Origin of the sequence: Streptomyces sp. NPDC093546 (assembly GCF_044765045.1) — a bacterium.
Taxonomy (GTDB): Bacteria; Actinomycetota; Actinomycetes; order Streptomycetales; family Streptomycetaceae; genus Streptomyces.
Window position 1 is genome coordinate 210,113 of sequence record NZ_JBIWJG010000002.1, and the last position, 24,997, is coordinate 235,109.

Here is a 24,997-nt window from a genome sequence, read left to right on the forward strand (position 1 = left end):
ACCGCGGCTGATGATTCCCTGCAGCAGTGAGCGACGTTTCACGTGAAACATTGATGCACCCGTCGCCCGAGGCAGGCATCACGACACTCCGAAATGCGTACGTATGAGGATCAACAGCCGGAAGACCCCCACCCACGGCCTCAGCGGCGACGACGGGATGTCCGCGCCGCCTTGGCGCGCTTCGCGGCGAACCGAACGCCGCCGGGGCTCTCGCCCACCTCTACCCGGACGACCGTCGACATCGGGTCGACGATGCCCTCGCCCACGTGCAGCACCGAGGTCTGGACGACGCCCAGCTTGCTGAGCGCGGCCCGGGCACCCTGGAGCTCTTCCTCCGCGGTGTCGCCCTTCAGCGCGAGCATCTCTCCGTACGGACGCAGCAGCGGCACACCCCAGCCCGCCAGCCGGTCGAGCGGCGCGACGGCACGGGCCGTCACCACGTGGACCGGCGGCAGCTTGCCCAGCATCTCCTCGGCACGGCCGCGCACCACGGTCACATGGTCCAGGCCGAGCAGCTCGACGACCTCCTGGAGGAAGTTCGTACGGCGCAGGAGCGGCTCGAGCAGCGTGATCTTCAGGTCGGGGCGGACCAGCGCCAGCGGGATACCCGGCAGGCCGGCACCGGAGCCGACGTCGCACACCGTGACACCCTCGGGCACGACCTCCGAAAGCACCGCGCAGTTCAGCAGGTGGCGCTCCCACAGCCGCGGCACCTCACGGGGCCCGATCAGGCCACGCTTGACCCCCGCGTCCGCGAGAAGCTCCGCGTACCGGACAGCTTCCGGGAAGAACTCGCCGAATACCGTCCGCGCTTCTTGAGGCGCATGGGGAAGCTCTTCTGCCTCCGTCACGGGAACCGTCCTTCCGTACCGCATTGGCGCACCGCAGTACCGACCGGCAGTGCAGTGCTGAGTATCAGGCTGACAAAGATCGGCCCCGCCTGCGAACAGACGGGGCCGACATGAAGAGGGGCTCAGGCAGGGAGCACGACGACGAAGCGCTGCGGCTCCTCGCCCTCGGACTCGCTGCGCAGGCCGGCGGCGGCCACCGCGTCGTGCACGACCTTCCGCTCGAACGGGGTCATCGGCTTGAGCTTCACCGGCTCTCCCGTGCTCTTGACGTCGGCCGCGGCCTGCGCGCCCAGCTCGGCGAGCTCGGTGCGCTTCTTGGCCCGGAAGCCGGCGATGTCGAGCATGAGACGGCTGCGGTCGCCGGTCTCCCGGTGCACGGCGAGCCGGGTCAGCTCCTGGAGCGCCTCCAGCACCTCACCGTCGCGCCCCACCAGCTTCTGGAGGTCGCGGCTGCCCGTGTCGCTGACGATCGAGACCGCGGCGCGGTCCGCCTCGACGTCCATGTCGATGTCGCCGTCGAGGTCGGCGATGTCGAGCAGACCCTCGAGGTAGTCAGCCGCGATCTCGCCCTCCTGCTCCAGGCGGGTCAGGGTGTCGCCACCCTCGGCGGCGGAGGTGGTGCCTTCCGTCACGGATGGACTCCTTCTTACTTCTTGGACGACGGGTGCTTGGGCCGCTGCTGGCCCTTGCGCTGTCCGGACTTGGCTTGGCGTGCGGAACCTCCGGCGGCCCCGCCCTCCTGCTTCGGCTCGTCGGCCTTCTTCTCCAGGGACGTCTTCGCCGGACCCTGCGGGGTGCCGGTAGCGGCCTGGCGCTTCGCCTTGGGCTGGCGCTTCGGCTGCTGACGGCGGGCGGCCGCGGCGCTCTGCGCCTCCGCGACGGCCGGGTCGACCTTGGCCACGGAGCCGTCCGCCTGGGCCGAGAACCCGGCCTTGGCCAGGGCACCGATGAAGCGGCGCTCGTTCTCGTTGCGGTCCGGGCCCTTGGCCACGATCGCCTGGACGACGCTGCGGCGGCGGCGACCACGGACCTCGCCGTGCGAGGTGACGCTCTTCAGCAGGCGCTGCAGGTACTGGTCCTGGGCCTTGCTGCCCGGCGTCGGGTTCTGGTTGATCACGTACATCTGCTGGCCCATGGTCCACACGTTGGTGGTCAGCCAGTAGACGAGGACACCGACCGGGAAGTTGATGCCCATGACGGCGAAGATCACCGGGAAGATGTACATCAGCATCTTCTGCTGCTGCATGTACGGGGTCTTCACCGTCAGGTCGACGTTCTTCTGCATCAGCTGGCGCTGGGTGAAGAACTGCGACAGCGACATCATGATGATCATGACCGCGGTGACGATGCGGACATCCGTCAGCGAAGCGTTGAGCGCGGTGACCTTGCCCGGGTCGTCCATGAACTTGGCGGCGATCGGAGCCCCGAAAATGTGGGCCTCACGCGCGCTCTTGACCAGCGAGTCGTTGAGGACGCCGATCTTGTCGCCCGAGGCGATCTCGCTCAGCACGTGGTACAGGGCGAAGAAGAACGGCGACTGCGCCAGGATGGGAAGGCACGAGGAGAGCGGGTTGGTGCCCGTCTCCTTGTACAGCTTCATCATCTCTTCGGACTGACGCTGCTTGTCGTTCTTGTAGCGCTCCTGGATCGCCTTCATCTTCGGCTGGAGCGCCTGCATGCCGCGCGTCGACTTGATCTGCTTGACGAAGAGCGGGATCAGGCAGATCCGGATGACCACCACGAGGGACACGATGGACAGACCCCAGGCCCAGCCGGTGTCCGGGCCGAAGATCGCCCCGTACAGCTTGTGGAACTGGACGATGATCCACGAGACAGGTGTGGTGATGAAGGCGAACAGACTGGCAATCGTGTCCACTAATCAGGCTCCTTGAGCATTGGGCGAGGTCTCTGCGGCCGGGCTCGTGTCGGCGGAGTGCCCGCCCTTGCCACCGCGCAGCGCGGCACGCAGTAGTTCGTGCCAGCGCGGGCGCTTGCGTGGAGGGACATGGTCCACACCGCCCGGCGACCACGGGTTGCACCGCAGGATCCGCCAGGCGGTCAGGGCCGTGCCCTTCACCGCGCCGTGCCGGTCGATCGCCGTATATCCGTAGTGGGAACACGACGGGTAGTACCGGCAGACGGGGCCGAGCAGTGGGCTGATCGTCCACTGGTACAGCTTGATCAGAGCCAGCAGCGGGTACTTCATCGCGCGCCCCCTCCCAGCAACCGCTGAAGGGCGGCGTCCAGGTCGCGGGCCAGCTGTGCGTGGTCGGCGTCGCCCGATCCGGGCAGCGCCCGTACTACCACCAGGCTACCGGGGGGCAGGACGGACAGCCGGTCGCGCATCAGGTGCCGCAGTCGGCGCTTCACCTGGTTACGGACGACCGCTCCACCCACGGCCTTGCTGACGACGAAACCCGCACGTGTCGGGGGAGCGCTCTCCCCTGACGCGTGCGGGTCCGTTGCACCGCTGCGTAGATGGACGACGAGGAGCGGGCGGCCGGCCCGGCGTCCTCGGCGTACCGCGGTCGCGAAGTCCTCGCGCCGCCTCAGCCGATTCTCGGTAGGCAGCACGTCATGACCTGTTTAAGCGATCAGGCGGACAGGTTGGCGCGACCCTTGCTGCGGCGGTTCGCCAGGATGGCGCGGCCGGCACGGGTGCGCATGCGCAGACGGAAGCCGTGGGTCTTGGCACGACGACGGTTGTTCGGCTGGAAGGTGCGCTTGCTCACTCGGGGGCTCCAGAAATGATTCGTTGGTGGCGGGACATCGCCTGGCTGTCACCGTGCGCCCACGAGTAGCTCGCAATACGCCCGAGTGCACCGCTTCACGATCACTGACCGTGATCTTTGCCCATCGGAGGCAGGCGGCAGCAGCCATCGACAACTCGACCTGGTTACGGTACGCGCGGCTACGCCATCCGGTCAAACCGGCACCGCGCCGGGGCCCGCTGTGCACAGGCTGTGGACAACAACTTGAACCACGTGAGCCGCCGCGACTACCGTGGCTGAACTCGGATTCTTTTCCGTTGTGTCCTTGCCTGTCCGTCCCGTCCCGTCCCGAGAACCACACATTCGTGGGACCTGTGAGAGAGCGTGCCTTGTGGCTGACGTACCTGCTGATCTTGCCGCAGTGTGGCCACGAGTGCTGGAGCAGCTCCTCGGTGAAGGCCAGCAGGGCATCGAGCCCAAGGACAAACAGTGGGTCGAGCGGTGCCAGCCGCTCGCACTGGTGGCCGACACGGCGCTCCTCGCCGTACCCAACGAGTGGGGCAAGCGGGTCCTGGAGGGCCGGCTCGCCCCGCTGATCAGCGACACCCTCAGCCGCGAGTGCGGGCGCCCCATCCGGATCGCGATCACCGTCGACGACTCCGCGGGCGAGCCGCCCGCGCCCCCGGCGCCCCCCGGCCGGCAGCAGCCGCGCTACGACGACTACGGCCACCGGCCGATGCCCGACGACGGGCTGCCGACCGCGCGCCCGGCCTACCCCGAGTACCAGCAGCACCGCCCCGAGCCCGGCGCCTGGCCGCGCACCCAGGAGGACCTCTCCTGGCAGCAGCAGCGCCTCGGCGGGTTCCAGGAGCGCGACCCGTACGCGACGGCCCGCCCGCAGCAGCCGCACCACGACTACCGCGGCCCGCAGCGCTCCGAGCACGGCGCGCCTTCGCCGTACGACCCGCAGCGCGACGGGCGGCACGAGCTGCCCGAGCCGCAGTCGCCGTCGCACCCGGGCTCCGGGGGCCCTGGCGGCGTGTCAGGCGCGGGCGGTGGCACCGGAGGCGGAGCGGGGACCGGAGGCGGGCGGCCCGGTGAACCGCACGCGCGGCTCAACCCCAAGTACCTCTTCGACACCTTCGTCATTGGCTCGTCGAACCGGTTCGCGCACGCGGCCGCCGTCGCGGTCGCGGAGGCGCCGGCCAAGGCGTACAACCCGCTCTTCATCTACGGCGAGTCGGGCCTCGGCAAGACGCACCTGCTGCACGCGATCGGCCACTACGCGCGGAGCCTGTACCCCGGTACGCGCGTGCGGTACGTGAGCTCGGAGGAGTTCACCAACGAGTTCATCAACTCCATCCGCGACGGCAAGGGCGACACCTTCCGCAAGCGCTACCGCGATGTGGACATCCTGCTCGTCGACGACATCCAGTTCCTGGCGAGCAAGGAGTCGACGCAGGAGGAGTTCTTCCACACCTTCAACACGCTCCACAACGCCAACAAGCAGATCGTGCTCTCCTCCGACCGGCCGCCCAAGCAGCTGATGACGCTGGAGGACCGGCTGCGCAACCGCTTCGAGTGGGGCCTGACCACCGACGTACAGCCGCCGGAGCTGGAGACGCGGATCGCGATCCTCCGCAAGAAGGCGGTGCAGGAGCAGCTCAACGCCCCGCCGGAGGTCCTCGAGTTCATCGCCTCCCGCATCTCGCGCAACATCCGCGAGCTGGAGGGCGCGCTGATCCGGGTGACGGCGTTCGCCAGCCTCAACCGGCAGCCGGTCGACCTGGTCCTGACCGAGAGCGTCCTCAAGGACCTCATCCCGGGCGGGGAGGACGCGGCGCCCGAGATCACCGCCGGCGCCATCATGGCGGCGACGGCCGACTACTTCGGCCTGACGGTGGAGGACCTGTGCGGCTCGTCGCGCAGCCGCGTGCTGGTGACCGCCCGGCAGATCGCCATGTACCTGTGCCGTGAGCTGACCGACCTGTCCCTGCCGAAGATCGGGGCCCAGTTCGGCGGCCGCGACCATACGACGGTGATGCACGCGGACCGCAAGATCCGCGCACTCATGGCGGAGCGGCGCTCGATCTACAACCAGGTCACCGAGCTCACCAACCGGATCAAGAACGGCTGACGAGCGGCCGGCGGCGACCGGCTGCTTCCCAAGGCTTTCAAGGGCTTCCAAGAGCCTTCCAAGAGCCTTCCACCGGCTTCCGAAGCCTTCCAGGGCGCTCCCGGGACACCTCTCGGGGGCGCCCTTCGTCATGCCCGCGCCCTCCGCGGACCCGTCGCTGTTCGAATACCTGCGGCGCCGAGCCCCTTCTCCACAGATTCGGGGGAGATCTTCGATCCACAGGGTGGGGACTGCCGAGTTGTCCAGACTGCGTCCACAGGCGAGCCTGTTGGTATCGCGTCACCCCAGGTCAGCGGGTTGTGGAATTGTGGTCGACCGCTCTCCACAGCCTGTGGACGAAGAGTTCGTCCACAGGGGGCCGGCTCGGTTGTCCACCGTCGGCCCACAGGCTGTGGTCCATGGTCCACAGCTTCTCCACACCGCTGTCCACTGTTCGGCAACGCAACACCCGAGCTCACCGGCCGGAGTGAAAGCGGTCACACGAAGATGCCGGATTGGGCTGTGGGGAAGCGGGGTAAAACTGGGGACAGCGCTGGGGAGAACCCGGCGTGGGCTGTGCATCGCGTGTGCACAACTTCCGCGCGTCCACAGAAAGCCCCGGTTGTCCACGGGCGCCGCCCACAGGGGCGGTGGACAAAAAACGCGGCCTGACCTGCGTGGACGACGTTATCCACGGTTTCCACAGGCCCTACTACTACTCCCACTAAGAGTTACCGGGGAATTCGCTTCGAAGAAGGCCCTGTGCACAACTCGGCACCGAAGCCCCAAGCGCCTCTTGGCTCGACTTGACCCCGAGCCGCACCGACTGTCCGCGGCGTGCGTCAGACTGGTTCTCGCAGTCGACGAAGAGCCAGCAACAGCAGGAGGCGGTTCCGGTGAAGATCCGGGTGGAGCGCGATGTACTCGCGGAGGCGGTGGCCTGGGTGGCCCGCAGCCTCCCGGCCCGTCCGCCGGCGCCCGTACTCGCGGGCCTTCTCCTGAAGGCCGAGGACGGTGCGCTCAGCTTCTCCAGCTTCGACTACGAGGTCTCCGCGCGAGTCTCCGTCGAGGCCGAGGTGGAGGAGGACGGCACCGTCCTGGTCTCCGGCCGTCTGCTCGCCGACATCTGCCGCGCCCTCCCCAACCGCCCGGTGGAGATTTCCACAGACGGTGTACGGGCGACCGTGGTCTGCGGCTCGTCCCGCTTCACCCTCCACACCCTCCCTGTGGAGGAGTACCCGGCGCTGCCGGAGATGCCGTCCGCGACCGGCACCGTCCCCGGCGAGGTCTTCGCCTCCGCCGCCGCCCAGGTCGCCATCGCCGCGGGCCGCGACGACACGCTGCCCGTCCTCACCGGCGTACGGATCGAGATCGAGGGCGACACGGTCACGCTGGCGTCCACCGACCGCTACCGCTTCGCCGTCCGCGAGTTCCTGTGGAAGCCGGAGTCGCCGGACGCCTCCGCGGTCGCCCTGGTGCCCGCCAAGACGCTGCTGGACACCGCCAAGTCGCTGACCAGCGGCGACACCGTCACGCTGGCGCTGTCGGGCTCCGGCAAGGGCGAGGGCCTGATCGGCTTCGAGGGCGCCGGCCGGCGGACCACCACCCGTCTCCTCGAGGGCGACCTGCCGAAGTACCGCACGCTCTTCCCGACGGAGTTCAACTCGGTCGCGGTGATCGAGACCGCGCCGTTCGTCGAGGCCGTCAAGCGTGTGGCCCTCGTCGCCGAGCGGAACACGCCGGTCCGGCTCACCTTCGAGCAGGGCGTCCTCATCCTGGAGGCCGGTTCCAGCGACGACGCACAGGCTGTGGAGCGCGTCGACGCGCAGCTGGAGGGCGACGACATCTCGATCGCCTTCAACCCGACCTTCCTGCTGGACGGCCTGAGCGCGATCGACTCCCCGGTCGCCCAGCTGTCCTTCACGACGTCGACCAAGCCCGCGCTGCTGAGCGGCAAGCCGGCCGTCGACGCCGAGGCGGACGAGGCGTACAAGTACCTGATCATGCCGGTGCGCCTGAGCGGCTGAGCGCGTCGAACCGGGGGGCGGGGGCCCTCGGCCGAGCGGCCGAGTGAGCGCCCGACCCCACAGGTGTGCGCCCGCGTCCGGGCGTAGTCTCGGACGCGGGTACGAACTCGGCACACAAACGATTGAGGAATGTCTGATGGAGCTCGGTCTCGTCGGTCTCGGCAAGATGGGCGGCAACATGCGCGAGCGCATCCGCCGCGCCGGTCACACCGTCATCGGGTACGACCGCAACCCGGACCTCGCCGATGTCCACAGCCTCGAGGAGCTTGTGAGCAAGCTCAAGGGCCCCCGCGTCGTCTGGGTCATGGTCCCCGCCGGCGCCGCGACGCAGTCCACGATCGACCAGCTCGCGGAGCTGCTCTCGCCCGGCGACGTCGTCGTCGACGGTGGCAACTCCCGCTGGACGGACGACGAGAAGCACGCCGAGGAGCTGGCCGCCAAGGGCATCGGCTTCGTCGACTGCGGCGTCTCCGGCGGCGTCTGGGGCCTGGAGAACGGCTACGCGCTGATGTACGGCGGCGACGCCGAGGACGTGGCGAAGGTCCAGCCGATCTTCGACGCGCTCAAGCCGGAGGGCGAGTTCGGGTCCGTCCACGCGGGCAAGGTCGGTGCCGGCCACTTCGCGAAGATGGTCCACAACGGCATCGAGTACGCCATGATGCAGGCCTACGCCGAGGGCTGGGAGCTGCTGGAGGCCGTCGACTCCGTCACGGACGTGCGCGAGGTCTTCCGCTCCTGGCAGCAGGGCACCGTCATCCGCTCCTGGCTGCTCGACCTCGCGGTCAACGCCCTGGACGAGGACGAGCACCTGGAGAAGCTGCGCGGCTACGCCCAGGACTCCGGCGAGGGCCGGTGGACGGTCGAGGCGGCCATCGACAACGCGGTGCCGCTGCCCGCGATCACGGCGTCGCTGTTCGCGCGGTTCGCGTCCCGGCAGGACGACTCGCCGCAGATGAAGATGATCGCCGCGCTGCGCAACCAGTTCGGTGGCCACGCGGTCGAGAAGAAGAACTAGCACAGAGGCATCCACAGGCTGTGCACACCTCGGTGTGCACGGCATGCCGGGGGAAGGTCGGCGCACACCATGCACGTCACGCATCTGTCGCTGGCCGACTTCCGCTCGTACGCCCGGGTCGAGGTCCCGCTCGATCCGGGCGTCGGCGTCTTCGTGGGCGCGAACGGCCAGGGCAAGACCAACCTCGTCGAGGCGGTGGGCTATCTCGCCACGCTCGGCAGCCACCGCGTCTCGTCCGACGCTCCCCTGGTACGGATGGGGGCCGAGCGCGCCGTCATCCGCGCGGCGGTCCGGCAGGGCGAGCGGTCCCAGCTGGTCGAGCTGGAGCTCAACCCGGGGCGGGCCAACCGCGCCCGGATCAACCGGTCCTCGCAGGTCAGGCCGCGCGATGTGCTGGGGATCGTACGGACCGTGCTCTTCGCGCCGGAGGACCTGGCGCTCGTCAAGGGTGATCCGGGAGAGCGGCGGCGCTTCCTCGACGAACTGATCACCGCGCGCTCGCCGCGCATGGCCGGGGTGCGCTCCGACTACGACCGGGTGCTCAAGCAGCGCAACACCCTGCTGAAGTCGGCGGCCATGGCGCGGCGGCACGGCGGGCGCTCCATGGACCTGTCCACGCTGGACGTGTGGGACCAGCACCTGGCGCGTACGGGTGCGGAGCTGCTGGCGCAGCGGCTCGACCTGGTGGCGACGCTGCAGCCGCTGGCCGACAAGGCGTACGAGCAGCTCGCTCCGGGCGGCGGCCCCGTGTCGCTGGAGTACCGGGGGCCGGTCGCCGCCGGCGTGCACGGGCGGGAGGCGCTGTTCGAGGGGCTCCTCGCGGCGCTGGCCGAGGTGCGCAAGCAGGAGATCGAGCGGGGCGTCACGCTGGTGGGACCCCACCGTGACGACTTGGTACTCAAACTTGGCGAGCTGCCCGCGAAGGGGTACGCCAGCCACGGCGAGTCCTGGTCGTACGCCCTGTCCCTGCGGCTGGCGTCGTACGACCTGCTGCGCGGAGAGGGCAACGAGCCGGTGCTCGTCCTCGACGACGTCTTCGCGGAGCTGGACGCGCGGCGGCGCGAGCGGCTGGCGGAGCTGGTCGCTCCGGGGGAGCAGGTGCTGGTGACGGCGGCGGTCGACGACGACGTGCCGGGGGTGCTGGCGGGTGTGCGGTATGCGGTGTCGGAGGGGACGGTGGAACGGCTGTGACGGGACCTTCGATGCCCGGCCCTTCCCTGCCGGGGACCAATCTGCCGGGGGCGAACCTGCCCGGTCCTTCCCTGCCCGGGCCCTCCGTGCCGGAGCCGTCGGGTGTCGACCTCGCGCGGGTCGCGCTGCGTGCGGCGAAGGAACAGGCGAGGGCGCGGGGCGCGGCGGCGCAGCAGAAGAAGCAGGCGCGCAGGGGCGGCGGTCTGCGCTCCGGTGCGCGGGCGGATGGGCGTGATCCGCTGCCGCTCGGCGCCGCGATCAACCGGCTCATCACCGAGCGCGGGTGGGAGACCCCGGCGGCGGTCGGCGGCGTGATGGGCCGGTGGCCGCAGATCGTGGGCGAGGACCTGGCGAAGCACTGCGTACCGCTGCGGTACGACGAGGACCCGGAGGAGCGGGTGCTCACGGTGCAGTGCGACTCCACGGCGTGGGCCACGCAGCTGCGGCTGCTGGCGCCGCGGCTGGTGGCGCGGTTGAACGAGGACCTGGGGCAGGGCACCGTGCGGATGATCAAGGTGCTCGGGCCCGGCGGGCCGCGGCGGGGGTACGGGCCGCTGCGGGCGCCGGGGAGTGTGGGGCCGGGGGACACATACGGCTGACCGGGCCCCGTGACCCCCGCGACGGAGGCGCCGGCGGACGCGACGGCGAACGCGAGGAGTGAGGTCCCCGTCACCGTCGCTGGAGGTTGACAGGTCGAAGCGCTGAGTGGCGGCGTGAGCCTCTTGGAGCCCCTTCCCGGATATGGGGAGTAGGTGGGCGCCGGTTCAGGGCGGCACATGCGTACTCAGGTACCGGCAAACCCCCATGAGTGTCGGCGTCACCGGTACACTGGTAAGTAATCCCGCCCACTGCGGAACATGTCGAATGACGCAGCCGCTCCCGGATACCCGGAGAGACGGCTTGTGCTGTGCCAGAAAGGGCGCTTCGTGGCCGATTCCGGCAACCCCAACGAGAACATTCCGTCCACTGCTGCCGGCGCGACGACGCCATCCTCGTCGTCGTACGACGCCAGCGCGATCACCGTCCTCGAGGGTCTGGACGCGGTCCGCAAGCGACCCGGCATGTACATCGGGTCGACCGGCGAGCGTGGACTGCACCACCTGGTGTACGAGGTGGTCGACAACTCCGTCGACGAGGCCCTGGCCGGGCACGCGGACACCATCGACGTCACCATCCTCGCGGACGGTGGCGTCAAGGTCGTGGACAACGGGCGCGGTATCCCCGTCGACATCCACCCCGTCGAGAAGAAGCCGGCCGTCGAGGTCGTGCTCACCGTGCTGCACGCGGGCGGCAAGTTCGGCGGCGGCGGGTACGCCGTCTCCGGTGGTCTGCACGGCGTGGGTGTGTCCGTCGTGAACGCGCTGTCCAGCAGGGTCTCCGTGGAGATCAAGCGGGACGGGTTCCGCTGGACCCAGGACTACAAGCTGGGCGTGCCCACCGCCCCGCTGGCCAAGCACGAGGCGGTCGAGGAGTCCGGGACGTCGGTGACGTTCTGGGCCGACCCGGACGTCTTCGAGACGACCGAGTACTCCTTCGAGACGCTTTCGCGCCGCTTCCAGGAGATGGCGTTCCTCAACAAGGGCCTGCGGATCTCGCTGACCGACGAGCGGGAGTCGGCCAAGGCGACGATGAACGCCGACGACCCGGACGCCGCCGAGTCGGTCGAGGAGGCGCCCGCGCGGACGGTCTCGTACTACTACGAGGGCGGCATCGTCGACTTCGTGAAGTACCTGAACTCGCGCAAGGGCGAGCTGATCCACCCGACCGTGATCTCGGTGGAGTCCGAGGACAAGGAGCGCATGCTCTCGGTCGAGATCGCCATGCAGTGGAACTCGCAGTACACCGAGGGCGTGTACTCCTTCGCGAACACCATCCACACGCACGAGGGCGGTACGCACGAAGAGGGCTTCCGCGCCGCGCTGACCGGTCTGGTGAACCGTTACGCGCGCGACAAGAAGCTGCTGCGCGAGAAGGACGACAACCTCACCGGTGAGGACATCCGCGAGGGTCTGACGGCGATCATCTCCGTCAAGCTCGGCGAGCCGCAGTTCGAGGGCCAGACCAAGACCAAGCTGGGCAACACCGAGGCGAAGACCTTCGTGCAGAAGGTCGTCAACGAGCACCTGACGGACTGGTTCGACCGCAACCCCAACGAGGCCGCGGACATCATCCGCAAGTCCATCCAGGCCGCCACCGCCCGCGTCGCCGCCCGCAAGGCGCGCGACCTGACGCGGCGCAAGGGCCTGCTGGAGTCGGCGTCCCTGCCGGGCAAGCTGTCCGACTGCCAGTCGAACGACCCGACCAAGTGCGAGATCTTCATCGTCGAGGGTGACTCCGCCGGCGGCTCGGCGAAGTCCGGCCGCAACCCGGAGTACCAGGCCATCCTGCCCATCCGCGGCAAGATCCTGAACGTCGAGAAGGCCCGGATCGACAAGATCCTGCAGAACACCGAGGTCCAGGCGCTGATCTCGGCCTTCGGCACCGGTGTGCACGAGGACTTCGACATCGAGAAGCTCCGCTATCACAAGATCATCCTGATGGCGGACGCCGACGTCGACGGCCAGCACATCAACACCCTGCTGCTGACCTTCCTCTTCCGCTTCATGCGGCCGCTGGTGGAGGCGGGGCACGTCTACCTCTCCCGCCCGCCGCTGTACAAGATCAAGTGGGGCCGGGACGACTTCGAGTACGCGTACTCGGACCGTGAGCGCGACGCGCTCGTGGAGCTCGGCAAGCAGAACGGCAAGCGCATCCGCGAGGACTCCATCCAGCGCTTCAAGGGTCTGGGCGAGATGAACGCCGAGGAGCTGCGCATCACCACCATGGACCAGGACCACCGGGTGCTCGGCCAGGTCACGCTGGACGACGCGGCCCAGGCCGACGACCTGTTCTCGGTGCTGATGGGCGAGGACGTGGAGGCGCGGCGCTCGTTCATCCAGCGCAACGCCAAGGACGTCCGCTTCCTCGACATCTGAGTCGGTCTCAGCTGACCGTACGAAAGGACTGAAGACCAGCAATGGCCGACGAGAACACCCCCGTGGTGATGCCCGAAGAGGAGCCCGCCGTTCCTGGTGTGGGCCTGCGTGTCGAGCCTGTCGGGCTCGAGACGGAGATGCAGCGCTCCTACCTGGACTACGCGATGTCCGTCATCGTGTCCCGCGCGCTGCCCGATGTACGGGACGGCCTCAAGCCCGTCCACCGCCGCGTGCTGTACGCGATGTACGACGGGGGTTACCGGCCCGAGAAGGGCTTCTACAAGTGCGCCCGCGTCGTCGGTGACGTCATGGGTACGTACCACCCGCACGGTGACACCTCGATCTACGACGCCCTGGTCCGCCTGGCCCAGCCGTGGTCGATGCGCATGCCGCTCGTGGACTCCAACGGCAACTTCGGTTCCCCGGGCAACGACCCGGCCGCCGCCATGCGGTACACCGAGTGCAAGATGATGCCGCTGGCCATGGAGATGCTCCGGGACATCGACGAGGAGACCGTCGACTTCCAGGACAACTACGACGGCCGCAACCAGGAGCCCACGGTCCTGCCGGCGCGCTTCCCGAACCTGCTGGTGAACGGGTCCGCGGGCATCGCGGTCGGCATGGCGACCAACATCCCGCCGCACAACCTGCGCGAGGTCGCCGCCGGTGCCCAGTGGGCGCTGGAGCACCCCGAGGCCACGCACGAGGAGCTCCTCGACGCGCTCATCGAGCGCATCAAGGGCCCGGACTTCCCGTCCGGCGCGCTCGTCGTCGGCCGCAAGGGCATCGAGGAGGCGTACCGCACCGGGCGCGGCTCCATCACCATGCGCGCGGTCGTCGAGGTCGAGGAGATCCAGAACCGCCAGTGCCTGGTGGTCACGGAGCTGCCGTACCAGGTCAACCCCGACAACCTCGCGCAGAAGATCGCCGACCTCGTCAAGGACGGCAAGATCGGCGGCATCGCCGACGTCCGCGACGAGACCTCGTCGCGCACCGGCCAGCGGCTGGTCATCGTCCTCAAGCGGGACGCGGTCGCCAAGGTCGTCCTCAACAACCTCTACAAGCACACCGACCTCCAGACGAACTTCGGCGCCAACATGCTGGCGCTCGTCGACGGTGTGCCGCGCACGCTCTCGCTCGACGCGTTCATCCGCCACTGGGTGACGCACCAGATCGAGGTCATCGTCCGGCGTACGCGCTTCCGCCTGCGCAAGGCGGAGGAGCGGGCGCACATCCTGCGCGGTCTGCTCAAGGCGCTCGACGCGATCGACGAGGTCATCGCGCTGATCCGGCGCAGCGACACCGTCGAGGTCGCGCGCGAGGGCCTGATGGGCCTGCTCGACATCGACGAGATCCAGGCCAACGCCATCCTCGAGATGCAGCTGCGCCGCCTCGCCGCCCTGGAGCGCCAGAAGATCATCCAGGAGCACGACGAGCTCCAGGCCAAGATCAACGAGTACAACCAGATCCTGGCCTCCGAGGCACGCCAGCGTCAGATCGTCAGCGAGGAGCTGGCCGCGCTCGTCGAGAAGTACGGCGACGACCGCCGCTCCAAGCTCGTGCCCTTCGACGGCGACATGTCCATGGAGGACCTGATCGCCGAGGAGGACATCGTCGTCACGATCACCCGCGGCGGCTACGTCAAGCGGACGAAGACGGACGACTACCGCTCGCAGAAGCGCGGCGGCAAGGGTGTGCGCGGCACGAAGCTGAAGGAAGACGACATCGTCGACCACTTCTTCGTCTCCACCACGCACCACTGGCTGCTCTTCTTCACCAACAAGGGCCGCGTCTACCGCGCCAAGGCGTACGAGCTCCCCGACGCCGGCCGTGACGCGCGCGGTCAGCACGTCGCGAACCTGCTGGCCTTCCAGCCGGACGAGCAGATCGCCGAGATCCTCGCGATCCGCGATTACGAGGCCGCGCCGTACCTGGTGCTCGCCACCAAGGGCGGCCTGGTGAAGAAGACCCCGCTGAAGGACTACGACTCCCCGCGCTCGGGTGGCGTCATCGCGATCAACCTCCGCGAGACGGAGGACGGCCGTGACGACGAGCTGATCGGCGCGGAGCTGGTGTCGGCCGAGGACGACCTGCTGCTGATCTCCAAGAAGGCGCAGTCGATCCGGTTCACCGCGACGGACGAGGCGCTGCGCCCGATGGGGCGCGCCACCTCCGGCGTGAAGGGCATGAGCTTCCGCGAGGGCGACGAGCTGCTGTCGATGAACGTGGTCCGGCCGGGTACGTTCGTGTTCACCGCGACGGACGGCGGGTACGCGAAGCGGACCCGTGTCGACGAGTACCGCGTCCAGGGACGTGGCGGCCTCGGCATCAAGGCTGCCAAGATCGTGGAGGACCGCGGTTCGCTCGTCGGCGCGCTGGTGGTCGAGGAGACGGACGAGATCCTCGCCATCACGTTGTCCGGTGGTGTGATTCGTACGCGAGTCAATGAAGTCAGGGAGACGGGCCGTGACACCATGGGCGTCCAACTGATCAATCTGGGCAAGCGCGATGCCGTCGTCGGTATCGCACGTAACGCCGAGGCGGGTCGCGAGGCCGAAGAGGTCGACGGGACCGACGTGATCGACGGGACCGAAGGCGCGGAAGGCGCCGAAGGTGCCGACGTGACCGAGGGTGCTGCCGCAGGCATCGAAGCGACGGCCGAGGCCGCCGGGGGTACGGAGCCGCCGGCCGGGGAGTGCGAGGAGTAAAGCGTGAGTGGAGCCACGGGCGCCGGATCGGCCGCTTCCGGAGCGAACGGTGCCCGTGGCCCTGCCACGGACTCCCAGGGGGTTTCGGTGACCACGTACGACAAGGGTCCACTGCCCGGCGAGCGGTCCGTCGACCCGAAGCAGGCCGCGCAGCCGTACCAGCCGCCGCAGGCGTACGCCACGGCGCAGCAGCGTCCCGGGGCGAAGACCGTGCCGCGGACGCGCAAGGCGAGGCTGCGGGTGGCCAAGGCCGACCCGTGGTCGGTGATGAAGGTGAGCTTCCTGCTCTCCATCGCGCTGGGCATCTGCACGGTGGTCGCGGCCGCGGTGCTGTGGATGGTCATGGACGCGATGGGCGTCTTCTCGACCGTCGGCGGCACGATCAGCGAGGCCACCGGCTCCAACGAGAGCAACGGCTTCGACCTCCAGGCCTTCCTCTCGCTGCCGCGCGTGCTCGTCTTCACGTCGGTGATCGCGGTCATCGACGTGGTGCTGGCCACGGCGCTGGCGACGCTGGGCGCCTTCATCTACAACCTCTCCGCGGGCTTCGTGGGGGGTGTGGAGCTCACCCTCGCCGAGGACGAGTGAGCGGGACCGTCGACGGGCGGGTGCGGATTTGGGAACTCGCCGCTCCGTGCGCTAATCTTCAGAGGTCAGCGCGGGCGGCGAGCCCGACGCGGAGGGGCTATAGCTCAGTTGGTTAGAGCGCATCCCTGATAAGGATGAGGCCACAGGTTCAAATCCTGTTAGCCCCACAGTGACGGTGATCGGCCCGGTCGGAGAAATCCGACCGGGCCGATCGCTTTTCCCGCCGCACTTTCGACGCCTTTTCCGGCGGACGTAGGTCACCGTATGGTCTCGACCGGTGTGTATAGTCGGGCGCCATAAGGATTCCCACGTCAACGAAAGACGAGGTCGCGCGGTGAAGAAGCTTCTCCTGGTCGCACTGGCCGCCATCGGCGGGCTCCTCGTGTACCGCCAGATCCAGGCGGATCGCGCCGAGCAGGACCTGTGGACGGAGGCGACCGACTCCGTGCCCGCAGGTTCCGGTGTGTGAGACGACACGCAGTCTGCGTACGGGCCCCGGCCGCTGAAGCGGTCGGGGCCTTGTGCTGTTTTCGTTAGCGAATATTTTGCTTGCTGTTGCAAAGCGAGTGGGGTGCGGCAGACAGCGCGCGGACGGGCGGGGCAGGATGGTCCCCGCTCGGAGCTGAGCTGGTACGCGTACGGAGGGGAAGAGCGTGACGAGGCGGCGGGGCGGCGGCAAGGCGGTGGCCGGGGCGGTGGCGATGAGCGCCGTGGTGGTGCTGGGCGCGCAGACATGGACGGCCGGCCAGGCGCGCGCGGCCGGGCAGCCGGCGCCGTACACCTTCGCCGAGGGGGCCCAGCGGACGAAGGGTGCCGCCAGCACCAGTGAGGCCCCGCGGCTGACCGCCGGCGCGACGTACCGGGACAGCATCGACCGCGGTGAGAAGCTGGTCTACCGGATCGACCTCGACGCGGAGCGGGACGCGTACGTCTCCGCCGTGGCCGTCCCCGAGCCGGGGACCAAGGTCGCCTTCGCCGACGGCCTGGAGGTGTCGCTCCAGGACCGCGACGGCTACGAGTGCAGCTCCAACGACAGCAAGTTCGGCTCCGCCGAGTTCCCGCGCCCGCTCGCCGCCTACGCGCACCGGACCATCGAGAAGGACCGCACCTCCTGCCAGAAGGCCGACTCGTACTATGTCGTCATCGAGCGTTCCGCGTCCGACGACAAGGAGGCGGCCGCTTCGCCCAAGCCCTGGGAGCTGGAGATCCGGCACCAGATCGAGCCCAAGGTGAAGGAGGTCGGCCCGACCGCCGCGCCGTCGGCCTGGCCCAGCGCCTCGCCCCCGCCCCCGGCCGGCGGCCCGCGCGAACGGCCCGGCGGCGCCGGCTTCTTCGACGCGACCGGCCTCACCCAGGGCGAGTGGACCGACCGCATCGAGCCCGGCCAGTCGCGCTTCTACCGGGTGCCGGTGGACTGGGGCCAGCAAATCTTCGCCAGCGCGGACCTCGGCAGCGCCGACCTCGGTAGTTCGGCGGGCCAGGGCTACGTCGGCAACGCGCTCTCCATGACGCTGTTCAACCCCATGCAGGGCGTGGTCGGCAGCGCCGACTCGGTCTCGTACGACGGCAAGCAGAAGGCGGCGGCGCTCGACCCGCTGCCGCCGGTGCGGTACGAGAACCGCTTCGACTCCAGCGCCAAGTTCGAGGACATGCGGTTCGCGGGCTGGTACTACCTGCGCGTCAGCCTCAGCCCGGAGGTGGGCGAGGAGTTCGGGAAGAAGCCGTACGGGCTGACGCTGCGCGTCAACGTCCGGGGGGAGGCACGGCCGGCGCCCGCGTACGACGGGCCGGCCGGGATCTTCGCCGTCACGCAGGACGACAAGGAGCAGGCGGCCAGCGGGCAGAGCGGCTCGGAGGCGGAGCGCAGCGACACGATGAAGGTCGTCGCGGCGGCCGGGATCGGCAGCGGGACCGTACTGCTGCTCGGCCTCGGGGTGTGGACGCTGCTGGCGCGCCGGCGCGCCGCCCCCACCGGCTGATCAGACCTGGGTCAGCGCCCAGATGCCGACCGCGAAACAGAGCAGCGCGGTCAGCAGCACCAAAACCGCCACCTTCGCCGGCGGGCCGGGGCGCTTCGGCGCGGGGCTCGGGGCGGGCGCCGCGGCGGTGTACGGGTGCGTCGGCGTGGCCTGGGACGGCGGGGCCAGGTGGAAGCTCCCCGTCTCGGACGGCGCGGGCGGCGCGGGTGGCGCGTACGCAGGGGCCGTCACGGGCGCGGGCGTGGCCACGGGTACGGGCGGCACCGGGACGGCTTCGGGCGCGGGCACCGGCGCAGGGGCCGGCACTGGTTCCGGAGCGGCCGTGACGGGGCCCTCCGGGCCGAAACCGGCCGGGAGCGGACCGAGTTGGTCGAAGACCTCGACGGGCTCCTCGGTGCCGTCGGCTTCGGGCAGCAGCTCGACCGCCGCCGACAGCGCCTTGCGCGCCCCCGTCGCCGTACGGAAACGCGCTTGCGGATCGGGCTGGAGCAGGCCCGCCAGGACCTGCCACAGCGCCTCCGGGATGCCCTGCGGGGCGCCGGGCGTGCCGTACGCGGTGAAGTACTCCACCAGGGCCTGCGAGTCCGGCTTCTGACCCTGCAGCAGGTACAGGGCGACCAGGCCGACCGCGAACAGGTCGGCCGGGAAGTCGGGCTCCGCGCCCATCAGCTGCTCGGGCGCGAAGTAACCCGGCGTGCCGACCACGTAGTTCGTCTCGGTCAGCCGGGGCTCGCCCTTGCGCATGGAGATGCCGAAGTCGGACAGCCGCAGATGCGGCCGCCCGGTCCCGGTCGCCTCCAGCAGGATGTTGGCCGGCTTGATGTCGCGGTGCACGACCCCCTCCGCGTGCACCGCGGCCAGTCCGGACAACAGCTGATCGAGCAGGGTGCAGACGAAACGGGGCGGCAACGGCCCGTAGTCCCCGATGACATGGGCCAGCGACCCGCCGCTCACCAGGTCCATGGTGAACAGCACCTTGTCGTCGTCCGCGGCCCAGCTGGCCGGGGCGAGGACGTGCGGGTGGTCGATCCTCAGCGCCTGTTCGCGGACGAAGCGCAGCAGCGTGTGCGCGTCGCTCTGCTGGAGCACCTTGGCCGCGACGTAACGGCGCCGGCGGTGGTCCCAGGCACGCCAGACGGCGCCCACACCACCACGCCCGATCGGGTCGATCAACTCGTACCGACCCGCGAAGACCTCACCCATCGCGCTGCGCCGCTCCCCGTCCGTCCGCTTCCGGCCGCTTGCCTCTGCCCGGCCCGCTGTCAGCTCTGGTGCGACTCGTAGTGGGCGACCGCGTCCGCGGTGCGCCCCGCGCCGTACACCCGGAGGAACTCTGCCAGCTCCGGGTGGGTCGGTGCGAGCGAGTCGGCCGCATCGATGATGTCGCCGGCCGCCGAGACCGAGCGCAGCAGCGACTGGATCTCCCGGACCACGCGCTTGACCGTCGGCGCCCCCGAGCTGGCGGTCGTCTGGCTGGATCCGGTGAGCACCGAGCCTCCCTGGGACTTCTTGATCTCGTCCATCCGGTCGGTGGCCTCGGCGGCGCTCACGCTGCCGTCGGCGACCTGGCTCGCCAGCTCCTGGAGGGCCTGGACGCGCTGCACCACGGCAGGATTGCCGATCTTGGCGCGCTGACCGCTCATCAGCTGGGAGAGCATGGGGGCCGACAGCCCGAGCACCGCCGCGAGACGTGCCTGGTTGAGGCCCAGATCGTCGATGAGCCGACGGAAGAGCGCCCCCAATGGCTCCCCATACCAACTGCGCTGGAGCTCTCTGGCTCTCGCGGTCGCTTCCTGCTGTGCTGTGTCCATTGCGTCTCCCCATCGCTGTGGTTCGCGGCTGCGAACCTGCCCAGCATCTTACGGAGAGTGGTCGTTCCGGGGGAGTCCCAATCCTTTTGCGGTACACCCCCCGGCACCCGGTACTCTGGTCTGCGGCACCGGCCACTCGTCGGCCGGCGCGGGGCCTTAGCTCAGTTGGTAGAGCGCTGTCTTTGCATGGCAGATGTCAGGGGTTCGACTCCCCTAGGCTCCACACCTTATGCACCCCCCTGACCTGCGGAAACGCTGTCAGGGGGGTGTTTTCGTGCTCACGCCGCGACAGGCTCCGACTCCCGGACCGGGCGGGACCAGATCAGGGCGGCCGGGACGACCATGAGGAGGCCGATGGCCAGCAGCAGCGTCGCGGAGCTCATCAGGACGCCGGCGATGCCGCCGACGGCGAGCCCGAGGGGGACCGCGGTGAGGTTCGCCGCGCGGTAGGAGGCGGTGGCCATGGGGCGTTCCGCGTCGGTGATGGCACGGGCGCGGAAGGTCTGGACCCGGACCAGGACGACGCCCGAGCAGAACTCGTCGATGACGAATCCCAGGAGCACCAGCAGCAGTCCCCTGGTGCCGCCGAGGTACGCCCCGAGCCCGATCACCGTGTAGGCGCCGACGGCACCGCAGCCGAACAGTGAGGTGCCCCAACCGCTGCGGAGCGCTCGCGGGAGGCGTTCGGCGAGGTAGGAGCCGAGGACGGCGAACAGGACGGAGCAGCTGCGGATGACGCCGTAGGTCGCCGCGGACAGGGGCGTCGTGTCGAGCAGCGTGATCAGCAGGACGGCCTCGATGACGCACTGCCCGAAGTTGTACGAGAGGGACCAGACGGTGACGGTCCGCAGCGCGGGGGTGCGGAAGTTGACGGCCAGGCCGCCGCGCAGCGTGCTCTTCCGGGGAGCAGCGGGCGGGCCTCCGGCGCCTTCTGCCGGGGCCGGGTCCGCCGGGTCTTTCGGGTCTTCCGGCGTGCTGCTCGGCACCCGTACGCGCGGGATGCCCAGCAGCAGCCCGCAGGCGGCCAGCGCCAGCGCCGCCGCCGTGCCGTACGTGGAGGCCAGGCCGAAGGTGGCCAGGGCCAGGCCGGTCAGGAAGGGCGCCGCGGCGTCGGCGGACGACTCGGCCATGCCGAGGCGGGAGTAGATCTTCGGCAGGGCTTCGTCGGTGAAGGTCCGCGGGATCAGTACCTGGGTGGAGATCGCGGTCAGAATGGAGCCGCAGGCCAGGGAGATGTTGGCCAGGCAGAAGACGCCGAGCGCCACACCGGGCGCGAAGGCGAGGCCGAGTGCCGCCAGGGCGAAGGCGGCCACGCGCAGCAGCTCCGAGCCGATCATCACGGCTCGCTGGTCGAACCGCTCGACCAGCCGGGCGGCCGGAGCGGCGAGCAGCACCTGCGGCGCGAAGCGGCAGATGCCGAGCAGGGCGACGATCGTCGCGTTGGCGCCGAGGGTGTCCACGGCGACGAACGGCACCGAGAACTCGACGGCGGCGATGGCGAAGAACGAGAGGAAGTTCGCCACTGGCAGGGACACCGCCAGCGAGTCGCTCCCTCTGAGCGGTTTGGTGGTGGACGTCATCCGTTCTCGGGCTCTTCTCGGGTTCTCGGACGGTCGGGTTCCTATGCTTCCGTCAGGACGCCGGTGCGCAGGGCCTCGGCGACGTCGGCGGCCGTGCCGTCGGTCAGTACGTACTCCTGCTCCAGCAGGGATACGAAGAGGTCGCGGCCGACCGTGACGTGGGCGCCGCCGTTGCTCAGTACGTAGCGGGTGGTGCTGCCCGCCCCGAAGACCGCCATCACGGTGGCGTCCGGGCGGCGGACGGGGATCTTCCGCGGTGTGGGCGAGGCGTACAGGCCGTCCTCGGTCAGGACGAACCCGATGTCCGCGTGCCGGGCGAAGGCCAGCACGTCCGGCGCGGACTCGATGATGGGCTGGGCGGGGCCGTTGAGGGACGTGTTGACCAGGACCGGGATCCGCCCCATCGCGGCGATGTGGGTGAGGAGGGCGTGGATCGCGGGGTTGTCGTCGGCCGTGACCGTCTGGACCCGTGCCGAGCCGTCGTCGTGGACGATCTCCTTCAGCACGGCGCGGTGTTCTCCGCGCACCTCGAAGTCGTAGTTCATGAACGGCGCTTCGCCCGGCCCGATGAAGTACGTGTCCAGGTCCTCGATCCGCACCATGGGGGCGACCGGACGCCACGGCTGCCGCTTCTTGATCCCGTTCAGCTTCGCCTTGGCGTTGCGGCAGGCGACCGGGTGGCACAGGATCGACCTGTTCCCGAGCGCCCGCGGACCGAACTCCGCCCGGCCCGCGTACCGGACCACGACCGCCCCGTCCAGCAGTACCTCGGCGGCCCGGCGGCTCAGATCCGCCGTCGCGGCGACGGCGTACCCCTGGTGCCGCGCCTCCCGCGGCGTGATCGGTTCGGCGGCGCGCCCCAGGAAGTCGGAGGTGACCTTCCGCGGGGAGACGGGTCGCGGCGTGCGCGACGCGCGCGCCGAGGCCTGTGCCCAGCCGAGGTAGGCGGCGCCGACGGAGATGCCCGCGTCGTGCGGGCAGGACGGCACGTACAGGTTGCGGACCTGCGGCAGCGCGCCGATGGCGGTGTTGCCCGACAGGTTCAGGAAGACGCCGCCCGCGCAGCACAGGTCCGGTAACCCGCTGAGGGCGACGGCGCGTGCGGCATGGGCGACGATGAGCCGGTTGAAGGCCTCCTGCACCGCGTGCGCGACGTCGGCGTTCCGGGTGATGTCGGTGGCCGCTTCCAGGATCTGCCAGCCGTTGCGCGGTCGGGGCTGCGGACCCGGGGTGACGATGTCGTCGGCGGTCAGCCGGGCGGGCCCCTCGAAGGGCAGGGCGGCCAGCGCCATCAGCTGGCCGTGGGCGTGCTCCTTGCGGAAGAGGAACCGGGCGACGTTGTCGTAGAGGCTCGCTTCGCTCTGGACGAAGACGTCCGGCTGGTTGTGCGGTTCGCTGAACGCCCGCTCCAGCAGCTCGAACCGGCCCTGCCGGAAGGCGTACAGGGAGCGCATCTCGGTGAGGATCCGCGAGACCGGGCCGGTCGGCGCGTCGCTGTAGTACGTGCGGAAGAACTCCCCGAACGGGACGTGGAAGTCCGCGCCGTCCCTTGACGAGGTGCCGGCACTGTCCGAGACCAGCACCGCCGCTTCCGCGAAGCCGGACGCGTACAGGGCGGACGCCGCGTGCGCCAGGTGGTGGGAGACCACGTGGTGGCGGGCGTCGAACGGGTCGAAGAGGTCGAAGGAGGGCGACACCAGGGGGCGTTGCAGGCCGACGCCGGACGGCCCCGCGGCCTGGAAGGAGCTGACGACGACGTCGACGTCCTCCAGAGCCAGGCCGGCCGCGGCCAGTACCTCGCGCACCGGGAGCCTGTTGGTCAGCGCCTCTTGGCCGTCGTACTTGCGCCGGGTGACCCGCTCCTGCTGGATCGCGGCCAGCAGGACGCCGTCCCGGACGACGGCGCAGGACGACTCGTGTCCGCAGTGGATTCCGAGGGCGACGGTCATTGCTTGTAGTTCTCCAGCGGGGCGCCTTCGGGCATGAAGCCGAACGTGAGGATGGAGACCCGCTCGTCCTGCCGGATCGGCGTGCGGCTGTGCGCCTGCGTCCCGGCCAGGAAGATGACGACCTCGCCGGGCTCCAGCTGGAAGCGCTCCTTGCTGCCGTCCGCGTAGTGCATGTGCAGCGCGGAAGGCTCCGGCGTCCCCTCGGGGATGTCGTGCGCGAGCATCATCAGCACGTTCAGCGAGAAGATGTCGGTGTCGATGTGCGGGATGATGCCCTGGCCGGCGTCGCGGTAGTAGAGGTAGCTCGCCACGCCGGTCGCCACCGCCTTCGGTACGACCGTGGCCACCAGGTCGGCCAGTTCCCGGCTGGTCGCCACGCGGCTCGCGAGGGGGCCGCCGTAGCCGAGGTAGTGCTCGTCGTAGGGCACCGCGGTCCTGCCGACGTGGTCGGACTCCTCGATCAGGGAGGCCAGCAGCTCGTCGGTGAGGAAGGCGGGGCGTCCCCGGTACTGCACCCCGCGCGGGTCCGGTACGTCGTAGGGGCAGAGCATCTCCAGCGCGTCGGTCACCGCGGCGCGGCCCGGTGCCGCCTCGGCCTCGGTCGCCGCCACCAGGCGTCCGGCGGACAGGCCCAGGATCAGCTTCAGGTTCGCCTGCTCGGCGGGCGTGAGCCGCTCGTGCAGGCCGGCGAGGCGTCGGCCCATGGTCGACGTGTCACTCATGTGTTCCCCCAAGCGTGCGGTAGCCGAAGGACACCAGGCGGATCGCCTCGTCCGCGACGGTCCTGGTGCGCTGGTGCGTGACGCTGTCCGCGAAGAAGACCAGGGACTCACCCGGCTGGAGGTGGAAGCGCATCGCTTCCCGGCCGGGCGGATGGAGGATGAGCTCGGACCGCTGCGGGCCGCTCGACCGGTGTTCGAGCATGGTGAGGATGTTGAGCGAGAACTCGTCCTTGTCGACGTGCGGGTCGATGCCGAGCCCGGGCTCGTCGTAATACAGGTAGTTCGCGCGGCGCGTCGGTGCGATGGGACCGACGCTCTCGGTGAGGAACGCGCGGATGGGCCCGGAGAGGGAGATGTCCCTGGCCACGGGGGCGCCGGAGGCCACGTAGTGGTCGAGAAAGCGTTCGGCCCGGGGGCGGCAGGAGCGCGATTCCCGGTCGAGCGCTTCGCGTTCCTCATCGGTCAGGAAAGGCCCCCGGCCGTGGAACACCACACCGGTGGGGAATTTCTCCCGCGCCCCGGCTATGAGTTTCGGCAGCGAATGCTGCGTGGCTCCGAGGGCGCTCTTCCGCAAGTCTTCCGGAATGTGTTGAGCATGGCCGCTGAGCACACCGCCCGCGGCCATGCTCAGGAGGAATTTCAGGTTCTCCCGTTCCGCGGCGGTCAGATCCGTCGACAGCTGAGACAACCGCTGCACCAACGCCGAAGCTTCCTCCGCAGATGCCATATTCGGATCCCCTGACCTTCTCCCGTGTGATGACTGTCCGTACGTGC

At 69.7% G+C, this 24,997-nt stretch carries 22 protein-coding genes and 2 tRNA genes; 12 read left to right on the forward strand and 12 right to left on the reverse strand.

Features of this window, described 5'->3' with window-relative positions; translation table 11 throughout:
* Window positions 1-140 precede the first annotated feature (140 nt).
* The 6 genes from rsmG to rpmH all read right to left on the reverse strand — a co-directional run bounded on the left by rsmG (window position 141) and on the right by rpmH (window position 3,583).
* Entirely contained in the window at window positions 141-851 is a 711-nt protein-coding gene (gene rsmG, locus ACIRNI_RS04065; RefSeq protein WP_355352183.1) for a 16S rRNA (guanine(527)-N(7))-methyltransferase RsmG, read from the reverse strand.
* A gap of 122 nt (window positions 852-973) precedes the next feature.
* Window positions 974-1,483 (reverse strand): R3H domain-containing nucleic acid-binding protein, encoded by a 510-nt coding sequence (locus ACIRNI_RS04070; RefSeq protein WP_355352180.1) that lies wholly within the window; start codon window positions 1,481-1,483, stop codon window positions 974-976.
* Between the two features lie 14 nt (window positions 1,484-1,497).
* Entirely contained in the window at window positions 1,498-2,727 is a 1,230-nt protein-coding gene (gene yidC, locus ACIRNI_RS04075) for a membrane protein insertase YidC (protein WP_403548101.1), read from the reverse strand.
* A gap of 3 nt (window positions 2,728-2,730) precedes the next feature.
* The gene (gene yidD / locus ACIRNI_RS04080) at window positions 2,731-3,057 is read right to left on the reverse strand and encodes a membrane protein insertion efficiency factor YidD (RefSeq protein ID WP_355352174.1); all 327 of its coding nucleotides are present in this window, start codon (window positions 3,055-3,057) and stop codon (window positions 2,731-2,733) included.
* A complete protein-coding gene (rnpA, locus tag ACIRNI_RS04085) occupies window positions 3,054-3,425 on the reverse strand; it encodes a ribonuclease P protein component (RefSeq protein WP_403548102.1) in 372 nt (123 codons plus the stop codon). The genes yidD and rnpA overlap by 4 nt, the downstream gene beginning before the upstream one ends.
* 20 nt (window positions 3,426-3,445) lie before the next feature.
* Complete coding sequence (rpmH, locus tag ACIRNI_RS04090; protein ID WP_018846094.1) at window positions 3,446-3,583, reverse strand: 50S ribosomal protein L34; 138 nt, start codon at window positions 3,581-3,583, stop codon at window positions 3,446-3,448.
* 370 nt (window positions 3,584-3,953) lie between these two features.
* Between rpmH and dnaA the strand changes: the two genes are divergently transcribed.
* The 11 genes from dnaA to ACIRNI_RS04145 all read left to right on the forward strand — a co-directional run bounded on the left by dnaA (window position 3,954) and on the right by ACIRNI_RS04145 (window position 18,161).
* The gene (dnaA, locus tag ACIRNI_RS04095) at window positions 3,954-5,699 is read left to right on the forward strand and encodes a chromosomal replication initiator protein DnaA (RefSeq protein ID WP_403548104.1); all 1,746 of its coding nucleotides are present in this window, start codon (window positions 3,954-3,956) and stop codon (window positions 5,697-5,699) included.
* Between the two features lie 875 nt (window positions 5,700-6,574).
* Window positions 6,575-7,705 carry a DNA polymerase III subunit beta gene (dnaN, locus tag ACIRNI_RS04100; RefSeq protein ID WP_355352164.1) on the forward strand — a complete coding sequence of 377 codons (1,131 nt, stop codon included), beginning with the start codon at window positions 6,575-6,577 and terminating at the stop codon, window positions 7,703-7,705.
* Window positions 7,706-7,841: 136 nt separating this feature from the next.
* Window positions 7,842-8,720 carry a phosphogluconate dehydrogenase (NAD(+)-dependent, decarboxylating) gene (gene gnd / locus ACIRNI_RS04105; RefSeq protein WP_403548107.1) on the forward strand — a complete coding sequence of 293 codons (879 nt, stop codon included), beginning with the start codon at window positions 7,842-7,844 and terminating at the stop codon, window positions 8,718-8,720.
* Window positions 8,721-8,789: 69 nt separating this feature from the next.
* Window positions 8,790-9,911 (forward strand): DNA replication/repair protein RecF, encoded by a 1,122-nt coding sequence (gene recF, locus ACIRNI_RS04110; RefSeq protein WP_403548109.1) that lies wholly within the window; start codon window positions 8,790-8,792, stop codon window positions 9,909-9,911.
* A gap of 11 nt (window positions 9,912-9,922) precedes the next feature.
* Window positions 9,923-10,510 carry a DUF721 domain-containing protein gene (locus tag ACIRNI_RS04115; protein WP_403548111.1) on the forward strand — a complete coding sequence of 196 codons (588 nt, stop codon included), beginning with the start codon at window positions 9,923-9,925 and terminating at the stop codon, window positions 10,508-10,510.
* A 303-nt stretch (window positions 10,511-10,813) separates the two neighbouring features.
* The gene (gene gyrB / locus ACIRNI_RS04120) at window positions 10,814-12,886 is read left to right on the forward strand and encodes a DNA topoisomerase (ATP-hydrolyzing) subunit B (protein WP_403548803.1); all 2,073 of its coding nucleotides are present in this window, start codon (window positions 10,814-10,816) and stop codon (window positions 12,884-12,886) included.
* A 41-nt stretch (window positions 12,887-12,927) separates the two neighbouring features.
* Window positions 12,928-15,594: a DNA gyrase subunit A gene (gene gyrA, locus ACIRNI_RS04125; RefSeq protein WP_403548113.1), complete on the forward strand. Its 2,667-nt coding sequence runs from the start codon at window positions 12,928-12,930 to the stop codon at window positions 15,592-15,594.
* A 3-nt stretch (window positions 15,595-15,597) separates the two neighbouring features.
* Window positions 15,598-16,182, forward strand: a complete 585-nt coding sequence (locus ACIRNI_RS04130) for a DUF3566 domain-containing protein (RefSeq protein ID WP_403548115.1) — start codon at window positions 15,598-15,600, stop codon at window positions 16,180-16,182.
* A 93-nt stretch (window positions 16,183-16,275) separates the two neighbouring features.
* A tRNA-Ile gene (locus ACIRNI_RS04135) sits at window positions 16,276-16,349 on the forward strand.
* A gap of 167 nt (window positions 16,350-16,516) precedes the next feature.
* Window positions 16,517-16,651, forward strand: a complete 135-nt coding sequence (locus tag ACIRNI_RS04140) for a DLW-39 family protein (RefSeq protein WP_003958712.1) — start codon at window positions 16,517-16,519, stop codon at window positions 16,649-16,651.
* A gap of 184 nt (window positions 16,652-16,835) precedes the next feature.
* On the forward strand, window positions 16,836-18,161 hold the full coding sequence (locus tag ACIRNI_RS04145; RefSeq protein ID WP_403548117.1) for a hypothetical protein: 1,326 nt from the start codon (window positions 16,836-16,838) through the stop codon (window positions 18,159-18,161).
* Here the strand turns inward: ACIRNI_RS04145 and ACIRNI_RS04150 are convergent, their stop codons facing one another.
* Together ACIRNI_RS04150 and ACIRNI_RS04155 are read right to left on the reverse strand one after the other, a co-directional pair.
* Window positions 18,162-19,364, reverse strand: a complete 1,203-nt coding sequence (locus tag ACIRNI_RS04150) for a serine/threonine-protein kinase (protein WP_403548119.1) — start codon at window positions 19,362-19,364, stop codon at window positions 18,162-18,164.
* Window positions 19,365-19,423: 59 nt separating this feature from the next.
* The gene (locus tag ACIRNI_RS04155) at window positions 19,424-19,972 is read right to left on the reverse strand and encodes a DNA-binding protein (RefSeq protein WP_355352137.1); all 549 of its coding nucleotides are present in this window, start codon (window positions 19,970-19,972) and stop codon (window positions 19,424-19,426) included.
* 150 nt (window positions 19,973-20,122) lie between these two features.
* Here ACIRNI_RS04155 and ACIRNI_RS04160 point away from each other — a divergent pair.
* Window positions 20,123-20,195: transfer RNA gene (locus tag ACIRNI_RS04160), tRNA-Ala, on the forward strand.
* A gap of 55 nt (window positions 20,196-20,250) precedes the next feature.
* On the opposite strand, the gene ACIRNI_RS04165 is transcribed toward ACIRNI_RS04160, so the two are convergent.
* From ACIRNI_RS04165 to ACIRNI_RS04180, 4 genes are read right to left on the reverse strand one after another with little or no spacing between them, the layout of a single operon-like run.
* Entirely contained in the window at window positions 20,251-21,552 is a 1,302-nt protein-coding gene (locus tag ACIRNI_RS04165) for an MFS transporter (protein ID WP_403548121.1), read from the reverse strand.
* 41 nt (window positions 21,553-21,593) lie between these two features.
* Window positions 21,594-23,501, reverse strand: coding sequence for a carbamoyltransferase C-terminal domain-containing protein (locus ACIRNI_RS04170; RefSeq protein WP_403548123.1), 1,908 nt, complete (start codon window positions 23,499-23,501; stop codon window positions 21,594-21,596).
* Window positions 23,498-24,223: a hypothetical protein gene (locus tag ACIRNI_RS04175; RefSeq protein WP_355352128.1), complete on the reverse strand. Its 726-nt coding sequence runs from the start codon at window positions 24,221-24,223 to the stop codon at window positions 23,498-23,500. Before ACIRNI_RS04175 ends, ACIRNI_RS04170 begins: the two co-directional genes overlap by 4 nt.
* Entirely contained in the window at window positions 24,216-24,950 is a 735-nt protein-coding gene (locus tag ACIRNI_RS04180) for a hypothetical protein (protein ID WP_403548125.1), read from the reverse strand. The genes ACIRNI_RS04175 and ACIRNI_RS04180 overlap by 8 nt, the downstream gene beginning before the upstream one ends.
* Window positions 24,951-24,997 lie beyond the last annotated feature (47 nt).